The 12,746-nt window shown below is 72.3% G+C and carries 15 protein-coding genes; 12 read left to right on the forward strand and 3 right to left on the reverse strand.

From position 1 onward, the window contains the following. Nucleotides 1-48: 48 nt before the first annotated feature. Nucleotides 49-1,761 carry a carbohydrate binding domain-containing protein gene (locus tag TR50_RS20310; RefSeq protein WP_042423244.1) on the reverse strand — a complete coding sequence of 571 codons (1,713 nt, stop codon included), beginning with the start codon at nucleotides 1,759-1,761 and terminating at the stop codon, nucleotides 49-51. A 129-nt stretch (nucleotides 1,762-1,890) separates the two neighbouring features. Next, nucleotides 1,891-2,451 carry a hypothetical protein gene (locus TR50_RS46815; RefSeq protein WP_160311139.1) on the reverse strand — a complete coding sequence of 187 codons (561 nt, stop codon included), beginning with the start codon at nucleotides 2,449-2,451 and terminating at the stop codon, nucleotides 1,891-1,893. A 66-nt stretch (nucleotides 2,452-2,517) separates the two neighbouring features. Between TR50_RS46815 and hisI the strand changes: the two genes are divergently transcribed. The 12 genes from hisI (at nucleotide 2,518) to TR50_RS20370 (ending at nucleotide 12,160) form a co-directional block, all read left to right on the forward strand. Next, nucleotides 2,518-2,895 carry a phosphoribosyl-AMP cyclohydrolase gene (gene hisI, locus TR50_RS20320; RefSeq protein ID WP_042423249.1) on the forward strand — a complete coding sequence of 126 codons (378 nt, stop codon included), beginning with the start codon at nucleotides 2,518-2,520 and terminating at the stop codon, nucleotides 2,893-2,895. A 67-nt stretch (nucleotides 2,896-2,962) separates the two neighbouring features. Further along, nucleotides 2,963-4,531 carry an anthranilate synthase component I gene (locus TR50_RS20325; protein ID WP_042423252.1) on the forward strand — a complete coding sequence of 523 codons (1,569 nt, stop codon included), beginning with the start codon at nucleotides 2,963-2,965 and terminating at the stop codon, nucleotides 4,529-4,531. Then, nucleotides 4,528-5,286, forward strand: coding sequence for a TIGR02234 family membrane protein (locus TR50_RS20330; RefSeq protein WP_084700620.1), 759 nt, complete (start codon nucleotides 4,528-4,530; stop codon nucleotides 5,284-5,286). Before TR50_RS20325 ends, TR50_RS20330 begins: the two co-directional genes overlap by 4 nt. A 72-nt stretch (nucleotides 5,287-5,358) precedes the next feature. After that, complete coding sequence (locus TR50_RS20335; protein ID WP_042423255.1) at nucleotides 5,359-5,607, forward strand: HGxxPAAW family protein; 249 nt, start codon at nucleotides 5,359-5,361, stop codon at nucleotides 5,605-5,607. Nucleotides 5,608-5,715: 108 nt separating this feature from the next. Continuing rightward, a complete protein-coding gene (locus TR50_RS20340) occupies nucleotides 5,716-6,210 on the forward strand; it encodes a DUF2752 domain-containing protein (RefSeq protein WP_084700622.1) in 495 nt (164 codons plus the stop codon). Nucleotides 6,211-6,368: 158 nt separating this feature from the next. Then, nucleotides 6,369-7,175: an indole-3-glycerol phosphate synthase TrpC gene (gene trpC / locus TR50_RS20345; RefSeq protein WP_042423260.1), complete on the forward strand. Its 807-nt coding sequence runs from the start codon at nucleotides 6,369-6,371 to the stop codon at nucleotides 7,173-7,175. Between the two features lie 57 nt (nucleotides 7,176-7,232). Next, nucleotides 7,233-7,424, forward strand: coding sequence for a tryptophan biosynthesis modulator TrpM (trpM, locus tag TR50_RS44325; protein WP_084700630.1), 192 nt, complete (start codon nucleotides 7,233-7,235; stop codon nucleotides 7,422-7,424). A gap of 75 nt (nucleotides 7,425-7,499) precedes the next feature. Next, nucleotides 7,500-8,735, forward strand: coding sequence for a tryptophan synthase subunit beta (trpB, locus tag TR50_RS20350; RefSeq protein WP_042423263.1), 1,236 nt, complete (start codon nucleotides 7,500-7,502; stop codon nucleotides 8,733-8,735). Continuing rightward, a complete protein-coding gene (gene trpA, locus TR50_RS20355) occupies nucleotides 8,732-9,541 on the forward strand; it encodes a tryptophan synthase subunit alpha (protein WP_042423265.1) in 810 nt (269 codons plus the stop codon). The genes trpB and trpA overlap by 4 nt, the downstream gene beginning before the upstream one ends. A 247-nt stretch (nucleotides 9,542-9,788) precedes the next feature. Continuing rightward, nucleotides 9,789-10,694 (forward strand): DsbA family protein, encoded by a 906-nt coding sequence (locus tag TR50_RS20360; protein WP_052441135.1) that lies wholly within the window; start codon nucleotides 9,789-9,791, stop codon nucleotides 10,692-10,694. A 78-nt stretch (nucleotides 10,695-10,772) separates the two neighbouring features. Continuing rightward, nucleotides 10,773-11,231 (forward strand): MauE/DoxX family redox-associated membrane protein, encoded by a 459-nt coding sequence (locus TR50_RS20365; protein WP_236654497.1) that lies wholly within the window; start codon nucleotides 10,773-10,775, stop codon nucleotides 11,229-11,231. A 56-nt stretch (nucleotides 11,232-11,287) separates the two neighbouring features. Further along, on the forward strand, nucleotides 11,288-12,160 hold the full coding sequence (locus tag TR50_RS20370) for a DsbA family protein (RefSeq protein ID WP_042423268.1): 873 nt from the start codon (nucleotides 11,288-11,290) through the stop codon (nucleotides 12,158-12,160). 83 nt (nucleotides 12,161-12,243) lie between these two features. Here TR50_RS20370 and TR50_RS20375 read toward each other — a convergent pair. After that, nucleotides 12,244-12,746, reverse strand: a 503-nt coding sequence (locus TR50_RS20375; protein WP_236654498.1) for a LuxR C-terminal-related transcriptional regulator, incomplete at its 5' end; no start/stop codon positions are given.

The following is a 12,746-nucleotide window of genomic DNA, read 5'->3' on the forward strand; positions in this document are numbered from 1 at the left end:
GTGCCCGGCCGCCGAGGCGGCCGGGCACCGTGACGACGCCGGGGCCCGCTAGGCGACCGAGAAGTCGTCCGCCACCACGTCGCCCTGGCCGTACCAGCCGTGGACGTAGACGGTGACGGCGCCGCTGCTGCCGGTGGTGAAGGAGACCGTCAGCTGGTTCCAACTGCTGCTGTTGGACCAGGTGCTGGCGCTCGCGCCGCCGCTGACGCCGATGTAGGCATACGGTCCCTGGACCCAACCGGTCAGCGTGTAGCTGTGGTTGGGCTGCAGGGTCAGGCTCTGGTCGCACTCGCCGGTGGTGCTGGAGGACGGGACCACCTGGAGCGCGTGACTGCCCGAGTGGACCGGGGAGGAGACCACGGCGCTGCCGGACTGGCAGGTCCACGGGCTGAGGCTGCCGCTCTCGAACCCGCCGTTGGTCAGCGCGCCGGAGCCGCCGCCTCCGCCACCGGAGGAGGTGACGGTGAGCGAGTAGGTCGCGGTGTGGCTGCCCGAGGCCGCCGTGCCGGTGACGGTGATCGGGTAGGTCCCGGCCGCCACCGAGGAGCCGACCGTGGCCGTCATCGTCGAACTGCCGCCGGAGGTGACGGAGCCGGGGCTGAACGAGACGCTGACGCCGGACGGAGCACCGGAGGCGGCGAGGCTGACGCTCTCCGCGCTGCCGGCCGTCACGGCCGTGGCGACGGACGCGGTCGCGCTGCCGCCCTGGGCGACGGACGCGGAGCCGGGGGAGAGGGACAGCGAGAAGTCGCTGGAGCTCCCGCCACCGCCACCGCCGCCCGAACTGCCCTCGTACGGCACGAAGGCGTCGGTGAAGGCGAGGCTGTTCTGGCTGATCTCACTGCAGGTCGACAGCGAGTTGGCGCTGCCGCTGCACGGCTGGTCGCGGTCGACCGACCAGAAGGCCAGGCGGCCCACGCCGTTCTGGGCGGCGAAGTTCTCGACCGTCTGCGCGTCCGCGAGGGTGAAGGTCGAGCCGTCGTCGTTCTTGCCGATCATCGGCGTGATGCCGAGGTTGGCGTAGCTGTAGCTCGGGTCGACGGACTGCATCTGCGCGAGCGTGGCCTCGGCGGCGGAGACCGCGCCCTGGCCCATCTCGGTGCCGGTGCCCGCGTAGTAGTCCATGGCCATGATGTTGACCACGTCGATCTTGATCCCGGCGTTCTTCGCCGCCTTGAGGATGTTGACGCCGTCGCCGGTCAGGCCGCTCGTCAGCACCGGGAGCGTCATCGAGAACTGAAGGCCCGGGTTGGACGCCTTGAGGTCCTTCATGGCCTGCATCTGGCGGGCCGCCGAGGCGGTGTCGGCCACGGCCGCGCCCTCGACGTCGAAGTCGAGCTGGTTGACGCCGTAGTCGTTGATGATGGCCTGGTAGCCGGCGTCGATGCTGCTCTGGGTGGTGCAGGTCCAGGCGAGCGGTTCGCCGCTGGCGCCGCCGGAGGAGATGATCACCGAGGCGCCCTCGGACTTCGCCTTGGCGATCTCCGGGTCGGTGTAGGAGTCGGCGCCGATGGGGAGGGTGTCGCCCCAGATCTGGTTGCAGCCCTCGCCGAGCACGAAGGCGGCGGTGTACGCCTTGAGGTGGTGGCCGGTGATCGCCGTGTCGAGCATGCCCTCCTGGCCGTTCGACATGTCGACGTACGGCGCCACGGAGTAGACGCTCGTCGCGGCGGAGCTGCTGGTGGGGGCCAGCAGGCCGACCGCTCCGGCGGTGGCGAGCGCGAGCGCGCACGCTGAGCCGGTGAGTCTCGCCAAGCGCATGACAGTGTTCCCTTCGGGGATGCCCCAAGGGTGCGGGGGTGTGGGGGAGTTGATGCGTCCAGGCCTGGCGGGTCCACCAAACAGCGTTCCCGGGTCCGCGTCAATAGGACTAGACCAACTTGCCCGCACTCAGCGCTGGAGCGGTGCTGTCAACTTCCGCGCGCCCTGGTAACTGCCGCCGGAGAGAGCGCAGGTGACGGTGTGCCGCCCGCCCTTGTACTCGGCCAGGCTCGGATAGAGCTGGTAGTACTGGAGCTCCTTCACGCTCTGCTTCCGGTAGGCCGCGGCGTTCAGCGGCTCGCACAGCTCCAGCGACCTGTGCACGATCGTCGGGTAGTCGGTCAGGCCGTCCGGCAGCGTGGTCAGCCGGGTGACCTCGGCGTCGTGCGGGCCCGTGCAGGCGCGCTTGACCAGCAGCGTGAGCGACTTGCTGAAGGCCGGGGAGTCGAAGCAGTCGCCCGGCTGGAGCGAGATGTAGGCGAAGGTGTTCGGCAGCGTGGGCGAGGGCGACGGCGAGGGGGACGGCGCGGCCTTCGTCGGTGACGGCGACGCCTTCGCCTGCGGTGTCGCCGGTTTCGAGCGCAGCGCGAAGACCAGGACCAGCGCCACCGCGGCGAGCACCGCCACCAGCGTCGCGGCCAGGCCGAAACGAGAGCCGCGCAGCCGTCCGAACCCCCCAGCAAGCCCCATGCGCCCCAGCATGCCGCCTCCGGCCGTGTCCGCGACAGGGTGCGTCACTGTGGTTGCATTGGTCGTATGTCCGCCACACCCGCCGCCCCGAACACCACCGAGCTCGACCCGGCGATCGCCGCCCGCCTCAAGCGCGACGCCAACGGGCTGGTCCCCGCCGTCGCCCAGCAGTACGACACCGGCGAGGTGCTGATGATGGGCTGGATGGACGACGAGGCGCTGCATCGCACGCTCACCACGGGCCGCTGCACCTACTGGAGCCGCAGCCGGTCCGAGTACTGGGTCAAGGGCGACACCTCCGGCCACGTCCAGCTGGTCAAGTCCGTGGCGCTGGACTGCGACGGGGACACCCTCCTGGTCAAGGTCGACCAGCTCGGCGCGGCCTGCCACACCGGCGACCGCACCTGCTTCGACGCCGGCACGCTCCCGGTCACCGGCGGCTGAGGCAGCCTCCCTCCCGGGGCCTGGACGGCACGGCCCGGCGGACGCCGAGCCGGTACGCTTCCTGGGCATGACCAGCGGCAGCGTCACCCCCGACCTCGACACCTTCCGCAAGCTCGCCGTGGACCGCCGGGTGATCCCGGTGACCCGGCGGCTGCTGGCCGACGGGGACACGCCCGTCGGCGTCTACCGCAAGCTCGCGGGGGAACGTCCCAACACCTTCCTGCTGGAGAGCGCCGAGCAGGGCCGCCACTGGTCGCGCTACTCCTTCGTCGGCGTCCGCAGCAGCGCCCAGCTCACCGTCGACGCCGAGGGCCACGCCCGCTGGATCGGCACCCCGCCCGTCGGCGTCCCGACGTCCGGCGACCCGCTCCAGGTGCTGCGCGCCACCATCGAGGCCCTGCGCGGACCGCGCGACCTGCACGCCGGCGGTGAACTGCCGCCGTTCACCGGCGGAATGGTCGGCTACCTCGGCTACGACATCGTGCGGCGGCTGGAGCGGCTGCCCGAGATCGCGCCGGACGACCTGCGGCTGCCCGAGCTCACCATGCTCTTCGCCGACGACGTCGCCGTCCTCGACCACACCGACGGCTCCGTGCTGCTGATCGCCAACGCCGTCAACCGCGACGACCAGCCCACCGGCGTCGACGCCGCCTGGGTCGACGCCGTCGCCCGGCTCGACCGGATGACCGCCGACCTGGCCCGGCCGACCGAGGCCGGAGCCGCCGTGCTCACCCCGGCCCCCGCGGTCACGGCGGTCTCGCCGTTCGGCGGCGCGCCCTACCGGGCGGCCGTCGAGGCGGTGAAGGAGAAGATCCGCGCGGGCGAGGCGTTCCAGGTGGTCCCCTCGCAGCGGTTCGAGGTCGACTGCCCGGCGAGCGCGCTGGACGTGTACCGGGTGCTGCGCACCACCAACCCCAGCCCGTACATGTACCTCTTCCGCTTCGGCGCCCCCGGCCCGGACGCGGAGCCCTTCGACGTGGTCGGCTCCAGCCCGGAGGCGCTGGTCAAGGTCGAGGACGGGGAGGCGATGCTGCACCCCATCGCGGGAACCCGTCCGCGCGGCGCCACGCCCGAGCGCGACGCGGAGCTCGCCGCCGAGCTGCTCGCCGATCCCAAGGAGCGCGCCGAGCACCTGATGCTGGTCGACCTGGGCCGCAACGACCTGGGCCGGGTCTGCGCGCCGGGCAGCGTCGAGGTCGTCGACTTCATGACCGTCGAGCGCTACAGCCACGTCATGCACATCGTCTCCACCGTCACCGGCCGGGTCGCCCCCGATCGCACCGCCTTCGACGTGCTCACCGCCTGCTTCCCCGCCGGGACGCTCTCCGGTGCGCCCAAGCCGCGCGCCATGCAGATCATCGAGGAGCTCGAGCCCACCCGCCGCGGTCTCTACGGCGGCTGCGTCGGCTACTTCGACTTCGCCGGGGACTCCGACACCGCCATCGCCATCCGCACCGCGCTGATCCGCGGCGGCAGGGCCTACGTCCAGGCGGGCGCGGGCGTCGTCGCCGACTCCGATCCGGCGAGCGAGGACACGGAGTGCCGCAACAAGGCCGCCGCCGTGCTCCGCGCCGTCGCCGCCGCGGCGACCCTGCGTCCGGCGGGTCCGGCGGCGCAGGGCACACTGGAGCGGTGAGCCCCGAGCAGACCCCAGAGCAGACCGCAGTCCAGACCGCAGTCCAGGCCGCAGACCAGACGGCTGCCGGGACCGCAGCCCAGTCGAACGCCGGACAGGACGCGGAGCAGACCGCGGAGCAGGCCGCCGAGCAGCGGCCCGCGACGTCCTGGCGCCGCACCCTCGCGGTGACGCTGCTGCTCTCGGTCGTGGGGGCGACGCTGCTGCTGGTCGCGTCCGGGCAGACGTGGGTCTCCGGCACGGTCCAGGCGCAGGGCGCGACCAGGACCGTCACCGCCCACGGCAGCGAGGTCAGCGGCGTTCCCGGCGCCATGGCGCTGGTCGCGCTCGCCTCGGTGGTCGCCGTCTTCGCGGTGCGCGGCACGGCGCGCCGAGTGCTGGGCGGCCTGGTCACGCTCGCCGGCGCGGGCGCGGTCTTCGCCGCGACCGCCGCGCTCGGCTCGGAGACCGGCGCCCTGGACGAGAAGGCCGCCCGCTCGGTCGGCCTCACCGACGTCACGGTCGGCTCGGTGACGCACTCGGCGTGGCCGTGGATCGCGGCGCTCGGCGGGCTGCTGGTCGTCGTCGCCGGGGTGCTGACGACGCTGCGCGGCGCCGCCTGGCCGGGCATGTCGGCCCGGTACGACGCCCCGGCCGGCAAGCGGTCCGCCGCCGGACCGCGGGGCGGGTCCTCGGCCACGGCGTCCGCAGGGCAGTCGAGCCCGGCCGACCTGTGGAAGGCGCTGGACCGCGGCGAGGACCCCACTGCGAGCTGAGCTCGCCGATACGGGACAATGGAGCGGAAGAACTCTCCCCGGGCGGGAGAGTCCCAGATCTAGGAGCAGTTAATGTCGGCAAACGCCCACGGACACACCGTCGCCGCCTGGACCGGTGTCACCGTCTCCTTCGTCGGTTTCATGCTGGCGGGCGTGGCGATGGTCTACTCGATCCCGGTCCTCGTCATCATCGGCCTGGTGGTCGCCGCCGGTGGCGCCGTGGTCGGCAAGGTCCTGTCGGCGGCCGGCTTCGGCAAGAAGCCCGACACCCACGCCGTCGCGACCTCCAAGGACGCGATCTCCAGCAGCGTCTCCGCCTGAGCCGACGCTGAGGGGCTCCTCGCGGAGCGTTCTTCCGCCGACACGCTTCTGCCGACACGGCGGCGCGCCCTTCCGGGACCGCCGCCGGTCCGGTACCAGAATCGGGGCGTGACAGCCGTCCCAGGTGACCCCCGCGACCCCGGTGGCCCGGGCGCTGCGGCCTCGGCGCACACTCCGGCGTCGCCTCCGGTGCAGACCTCGGCATCGGCATCGGCATCGGCCCGCGTCCCGCTGGGGCTGCTGGGCCTCGGCGCGGCCGCGACGGCGTATGTCGGCGTCGTGGATCCCGACCGGCCCGGTCACTACCCGGTCTGCCCGTTCCTGGCGCTGACCGGCTGGTGGTGCCCCGGCTGCGGCGGACTGCGCGCCGTCCACGCGCTGACCCGTGGCGAGCTCGGCACCGCCCTGCACGACAACGTGCTCGTGGTCGCCCTGTGCGGTCTGACCGTCTCCTTCTGGACCCTGTGGGCGCTGCGGGCCGTGCGCGGACGCCCCCGTCCCGCGCTGCGCGTGGGCCGTCCGTGGCTGCTCGCGGCGGCGGTCCTCGTCCTCGCGTTCACCCTTGTGCGCAACCTTCCCACCGGCGCTTTTCTGGCTCCGTAAGGCCTTCGGAACTGTCCGGAGAGCGAGACCGGCGGCCTCTCGATTCAGGTTCGACGCGGCCGGACGGATACCATCGATCCAGGTCATGCACAGACAGGCATCCGAGAGACGCCGAATTGTGCGAGACCACCAACCGACCCGACGAATGGGGGCCCCGAGTGACCGTGCTCGACGAGATCATCGCCGGAGTCCGTGAGGACCTCGCCGAGCGTCAGGCCCGGGTCTCGCTCGACGAGCTCAAGGAGCTCGCGGCCAAGGCCCCCGAGGCCAAGGACGGCGTGGCCGCCCTGGGCGGCGAGGGCGTCTCGGTCATCTGCGAGGTCAAGCGCTCCAGCCCGTCCAAGGGCGCGCTGGCCGCGATCGCCGACCCGGCGGCGCTGGCCCGCGACTACGCGGCCGGCGGCGCCGCCGCCATCTCGGTCCTGACCGAGCAGCGACGCTTCGGCGGCTCGCTGGCGGACCTCAAGGCGGTCCGTGCGGCGGTCGACACCCCGCTGCTGCGCAAGGACTTCATCGTCACCTCCTACCAGCTGTGGGAGGCCCGCGCCTACGGCGCCGACCTGGCCCTGCTGATCGTGGCCGCGCTGGACCAGGAGGCGCTGGTCTCCCTGATCGAGCGGGCCGAGTCCATCGGTCTCACCCCGCTGGTCGAGGTCCACGACGAGGAGGAGATCGCCCGCGCGGTCGACGCCGGAGCGCGGATCATCGGCGTGAACGCCCGCAACCTGAAGACCCTCGAGGTCGACCGCAACACGTTCGCCAACGTGGCCCACGCGATCCCGTCGAACGTCGTGAAGGTCGCCGAGTCGGGTGTCCGCGGTCCCCACGACCTCATCGCCTATGCGAACGAGGGCGCGAACGCGGTCCTGGTCGGCGAGTCCCTCGTCACCGGCAAGGACCCGAAGGCCGCCGTCGCGGACCTCGTCGCCGCCGGCGCGCACCCGGCGCTGCGGCACGGGCGCTGATCTCGCGCCCCCGCGGGCGCGCGCCTCTGGGCAGTGCGCCCCACCCTTCCCGCTAGGATCGGACACGTGACCCTCGACGCCCTCCACCAGCCCGGCTACGCCGGTCTGCAGCGCGGCTGCAAGCCGCGCGGGTGTCGCGCGCCCGCTCGGCGCGTCCTCGGGCGTCGCGTGCGGTACGTGATCGGTGCCGAGCCGGGCCAGGTTCCCGGGCGGCGATGGCAGCGCGTGCGGAGCGTCGCGCACCACTGAGACCATGGTCTCGACGTGGGTGCGCCGCTTCGCGCACGCCTGCCCACGTCCGTTCACATCCCCAAGGGAACACTCATGTCCGACGTGACATCCGTCCCCGACGCGCGCGGTTACTTCGGCGCGTACGGTGGCCGCTTCATTCCGGAGGCGCTCGTCGCCGCCGTCGAGCAGGTGGCCGACGAGTACGAGAAGGCCAAGGCCGACCCGGCGTTCGCGGCCGAGCTGAACACCCTGCTCAAGGACTACACGGGCCGCCCGAGCCCGCTGACCGACGTCCACCGCTTCTCGGCGGAGGCGGGCGGCGCCCGCATCCTGCTCAAGCGCGAGGACCTCAACCACACCGGCTCGCACAAGATCAACAACGTGCTGGGCCAGGCGCTGCTCACCAGGCGCATGGGCAAGACCCGCCTCATCGCCGAGACCGGCGCGGGCCAGCACGGCGTCGCCACCGCGACCGCCGCCGCGCTCTTCGGCATGGACTGCACCATCTACATGGGCGAGGTCGACACCCAGCGCCAGGCGCTGAACGTCGCCCGGATGCGCATGCTCGGCGCCGAGGTCGTGCCGGTGAAGTCCGGCAGCCGCACGCTGAAGGACGCCATCAACGAGGCGTTCCGCGACTGGGTGGCCAACGTCGACTCCACCCACTACCTGTTCGGCACCGTCGCCGGTCCGCACCCGTTCCCGATGATGGTCCGCGACTTCCACCGGGTGATCGGCCAAGAAGCGCGCGCGCAGGTGCTGGACCGCACCGGCAAGCTGCCGGACGCCGTCGTCGCGTGCGTGGGCGGCGGCTCCAACGCGATGGGCGTGTTCTACGACTTCATCCCCGACGCCGGCGTGCGCCTGATCGGCATCGAGGCGGCCGGCGAGGGCGTGGAGACGCCGAAGCACGCGGCGACGCTCACCAAGGGCGACCCGGGCGTGCTGCACGGCTCGCGCACCTACGTCCTCCAGGACGAGGACGGGCAGACGATCGAGTCCCACTCGATCTCCGCCGGTCTGGACTACCCGGGCGTCGGCCCGGAGCACGCGTTCCTCAAGGACTCCGGCCGCGCCGAGTACCGGCCCTGCACGGACGCCGACGCCATGGAGGCGCTGCGCCTGCTCTCCCGCACGGAGGGCATCATCCCGGCCATCGAGTCCTCCCACGCGCTGGCCGGCGCCCTGAAGCTGGGCCGGGAACTCGGCCCCGACGCGGTCATCCTGGTGAACCTCTCCGGCCGCGGGGACAAGGACATGCACACCGCCGCCCAGTACTTCGGGCTGCTCGACGATTCCGCTGCCGATGCCGCTGGTGGTGCCAAGTGACGAACGCACTGCTGGACCAGACCCTCGCCGCCGCGAAGGCGGAGAACCGAGCGGCCCTGATCGGCTACCTGCCGGCCGGCTTCCCGACCGTCGCGGGCGCCGCGCAGGCCGTGCAGGCGCTCATCGACGGCGGCGCGGACGTCGTCGAGATCGGCCTGCCGCACAGCGACCCGGTGCTGGACGGCGCGACCATCCAGACCGCCGACGACATCGCGCTGCGCGGGGGCGTGCGGACCAAGGACGTGCTGGAGACGATCCGCACCGTCACCGCCGCCAACCCGACCGTTCCGGTGCTGTGCATGACGTACTGGAACCCGGTCGACCGGTACGGGCAGGCGCGCTTCGCCGCCGACCTCGCCGCGGCCGGCGGCGCGGGCTGCATCCTGCCCGACCTGCCCGTCGAGGAGGCCGACGAGTGGCTCGCCGCTGCCGCTGAGCAGGGCCTGGCGACCGTCTTCGTGGTGGCGCCGTCCAGCCGTGACGAGCGGCTGGCGGTCATCACCGCCAAGGGCACCGGCTTCGTGTACGCGGCCGCCGTCATGGGCGTGACCGGCACCCGCGCCCAGGTCGGTGACATGGCCGAGGACCTGGTCGCGCGTACCCGGGCCACCACCGAGCTGCCGGTCTGTGTCGGCCTCGGGGTCTCCAACGCCGTCCAGGCGGCCGAGGTGGCCGCCTTCGCCGACGGCGTCATCGTCGGCTCGGCCTTCGTGCAGCGGATCCTGGACGCGTCCTCGCCGGAGGCGGGTTACGCAGCGGTCCGCGAGCTGACCGCCGAGCTCGCCCAGGGCGTGCGCAAGCGCTGACGGCTGACGGCTGACGCTGACGGCTGACGGGCGTTCGGGCGACCGGACAGGCAGCCGCCAGAGGTGCTATCCGGAGGGGGCGTGGACTTGGGTCCACGCCCCCTCCGTCTTGCTGAGCGCGCTCCCTCGATCAGGTGAAGCGACGCGTGGCGTGCCCGGACACGCCCGGCGGGCTCGCTGATGATCGCGCTCGGGGCGTGCGTCGAAAGCCGGTTCTGCCCCTCGTGACGCCCGTCGAGGAGGACCCGTGCCGAACCCCCAGCACAGCAGGGCGGCGCGGGCCGCTCTCGCGGCGGTGGCGCTCAGCGTCGCGGTCGCCGCCGAATCGACCGTCAACCAGGCGCTGGGAGAGGCGAGGGCGCACCACCGTGCCCATCGCCACCACCACCCCGCGGTCCCGTCCTCCGCGCCGCAGGCCAAGCCCACGCCCGCCGCTGCTTCTGGTGCTGCCAAGCCCGAGCCCGGGTCCGGGTCCGGAGCCGGACCCGGACCCGGCTCCGCGCCGGCCTCCGCCACGAGCCCCGAGCCCGCCTTCGTGGACCTGCCGGACCGCTCCGTCGCACTCGCTCTGCCGGCCTTCCTGGACCCGGACGGGGTGACCGTCGACGTCGGCTACCCGGACGCGCCGGTGCAGCTGACCCTCTTCGAGGACTACCGCTGCTCCGACACCGCCGCCTTCGAGGCACGGCAGGGTCCGACGCTGCGCGAGCTGATCGCCCGTCACCGCGTGCTCGTCCACTACGTGATCGAGTCTTCACTCGACGAACGCCTGTCTGGTTCCGGCGCCGTGGCCGCCGCCGACGCCGCGCGCGCCGCGCTCGCCCACGGGGGATTCCCGCTGTTCCACGCCCTCCTCCTGGCCAACCAGGGCGAGGAGGAGGTGGACGGGTTCACCACCGATCGCCTGCTGACGCTGGCCGCGCAGGTTCCCGGCCTGCGGTCGGCGGCGTTCGACTCCGAGGTGCGCACGCTCTACTGGAAGCCGTGGGTCGACGCCGCGCAGCACCTCTACGACACCGCGGGGGTGCACCACGGCACTCCGTCGATGCTTCTGAACGGCGGCGAGGTCGACCTGTGGGTGCATCCGGAGTTGCTCGACGACCCGTCAGCGCTCCAGCGCTATGTGGAGAATGCTGCGAATCGCGGAGAATGACGCATGCCCGTTAAGGAACATAAGGCAGGATTGCTCCCAATCGACCGGGCCGGGCGAGGAGCGCCCGGAGCAGGGAGGGTGACCGCTGTGGCGGCCTCGATCGGCACGGCCGTGCGCATCGGCCTGGCGATCGTGTGGGCCTGGGCGGGGCTGGCGAAGATCTCCGATCCGCAGGCCGCGGCACAGGCCGTACGGGTCTACCGGATCCTGCCCGAGGCGCTGGTCAAGCCGTTCGGCTACGGCCTGCCGTTCCTGGAGCTGGCGCTCGCGCTGCTGCTCCTGGTCGGCCTCGGGACGCGGATCGCCGCCGCCCTCTCGGCCGTGCTGCTGCTCGTCTACATCGCCTCGATCGCCTCGGTGTGGGCCCGCGGGATCTCCATCGACTGCGGCTGCTTCGGCGGCGGCGGCTCGGTGGCCGCCTCGCAGACCCAGTACTGGCAGGAGATCCTCCGCGACTGCGGCTTCCTGCTGCTGGCGGGCTGGCTGATCCGGCACCCGAGGACGCGGCTGTCGCTCGACGGCTGGCTGGCCGCATGACCGACGGTCGGGGCGGATCCCGGTTACGTCAACAGTCCGACAGAACAGAAGATCTGATGAGCACTAAGAACGACGTCGGCAAGCGCAGCGCCCGCGAGCGCATGCAGGAGGAACGCGCCAGGGAAGAGGTCGCGGCCCGCAAGAAGCGCAAACTCGCCGTCATCCTCACGGCGCTGGTCGTCATCGCGGCCGCGGTCGTGATCGGCATCGTGGTGCAGAACGGTCGCACCAGCAGCTACAACGCCGGAACCGACGCACCCGGCGGGACCGTCGGCAACACCAGGCTGCTCGTCCCGGTCGGCGGTACCGCCGCGCCCAGCACGGTCACCATCTACGAGGACCCGCGCTGCCCTGCCTGTGAGCAGTTCGAGACGGGCATGAGGGCGACCATCAACCAGCTGCTGGCCCAGGGCAAGATCCAGATCCAGTACCACATCGCCTCGTTCATCGACCGCCACGACGGGGGCAAGGGCTCGAAGAACGCCGCGAACGCGCTGGCCTGCGCCCAGAACGTCGGCCGCTTCCACGACTACCACGACGTCCTCTACGCCAACCAGCCGCAGGAGACGGTCGACGCCTGGGCCGACAGGTCCATCCTGATCAGCCTGGCCAAGCAGGTGCCCGGCCTGGACTCGCCCGGCTTCGAAGCCTGCGTCAACAACAACTCCTACGGCAGCTGGGTGACGGCGGTGCAGTCGGACTTCGACAAGTCCGGCTACAACTCGACCCCGACGGTGCTGCTCAACGGCACGCCCGCCTACCCGACCTACAACAGCCAGGACATCTCGCCGGCCAACTTCACCGCGTGGGTGGACAACGCCAACAAGGGCAAGCCGCTGGCGAGCATGCCCTCGGCCAGCGCCGAGGCTCTGGCGTCGCCGACGGCCCACAACAACCCGCCCGCGTCCGCGAGCGGCGGCCACTCCTGATCGGCGACTCCTGATCGGCCGCTCCTGATCGGCGACTCCTGATCTCAGCGCGCCCCGCGGGGCTGATCCGGCCGCCCGGCCGACTACCGGGCCCGGATCAGCCCCGTCTGCATGGCAGCGGCGATCGCGGAGGTGCGGCTGTCGACGCCCAACTTGTCGTAGATGTGCACGAGATGGGTCTTCACCGTGGCCTCGCTGATGAAGAGCCGCTTGGAGATCTGACGGTTGGGCAGGCCCTCCGCCAGCAGCTCCAGGATCTCCAGCTCGCGCGGCGACAGCACCGGCCTTCCGGCGCGGGAACGGCCCAGCAGCCGCGCCGCGACCGGCGGCGCCAGCACCGTGTCGCCCTTGGCGGCGGCGCGGATCGCTGAGGCCAGCTCCTCCGGCGGGGCGTCCTTGAGCAGGTAGCCCGTCGCGCCCGCCTCGACGGCGGAGAGGATGTCCGCGTCCGTGTTGTAGGTGGTCAGGATCAGCACCGCCGGAGGATCGGGCAGCGCGGTGATCCGCCGGGTGGCCTCCACCCCGTGCATGCCGGAACCCATCTGCAGGTCCATCAGCACGACGTCGGGGCGGGGACCGCCCTCGG

The organism is Streptacidiphilus anmyonensis (assembly GCF_000787855.1).
Lineage (GTDB): Bacteria > Actinomycetota > Actinomycetes > Streptomycetales > Streptomycetaceae > Streptacidiphilus > Streptacidiphilus anmyonensis.